Source organism: Serratia sp. T13T92, assembly GCF_047530105.1.
Taxonomy (GTDB): Bacteria; Pseudomonadota; Gammaproteobacteria; order Enterobacterales; family Enterobacteriaceae; genus Chania; species Chania fonticola.
Genome location: NZ_JBLJAK010000146.1, coordinates 1 through 564 on the forward strand (window position 1 = coordinate 1; position 564 = coordinate 564).

Sequence of the window (564 nt, forward strand, 5' to 3'; positions counted from 1 at the left end):
GGCGTGCCATTCTTCGGGCGTGCGGATGTTCCTCATGGGTTTGCTCCGTGTTGATGATCGGGAACAAGATCATGGCAACATCGCGAACGCAATAACAGGTGGGGTTCCAGCGACGCTTACGAAACAAAATGGGTATCATAGGGATTGATTTTTGACTTATGGTATCTGAGAATCTCATAGTCTAATGTCTATTGAGATTAAAATGTATGGCTCTCGTAGGTTATGCACGTGTATCGACGACCGACCAGGATCTGACACATCAGATCACGGTGTTGACTTCCGCTGGCTGCCGTAAAATTTTCTCTGAGAAAATGACCGGTACCAGGAAAGAAGGGCGCCAGGCGCTCGATGAATGTCTCGATTACTTGCGGGAAGGGGATACATTGGTAGTGACCCGTATCGACCGTCTGTCACGCAGCCTTCGTGACCTGCAAAACCGGCGTTTGTCAACGTAGTTGTCGCGTGAACCGTGATTTAAGCGGCCTGTTTTAGCCCGGCTTCCTGGCGGTCAGGATTGAGTGAGACATCTCCTATCGGTGCCCAGTTTCGCGTGTGACCAGACCA

Annotated in this window: 1 protein-coding gene; it reads left to right on the plus strand. The window is 50.7% G+C overall.

Features of this window, described 5'->3' with window-relative positions:
- Nucleotides 1-206 precede the first annotated feature (206 nt).
- Nucleotides 207-455, plus strand: a complete 249-nt coding sequence (locus tag ACMV5I_RS29645; RefSeq protein ID WP_414825983.1) for a recombinase family protein — start codon at nt 207-209, stop codon at nt 453-455.
- Nucleotides 456-564 lie beyond the last annotated feature (109 nt).

Coding starts and splice junctions, on each gene's coding strand:
- ACMV5I_RS29645 (WP_414825983.1), top strand. CDS start 207: ATGGCTCTCGTAGGTTATGCACGTGTATCGACGACCGACCAGGATCTG.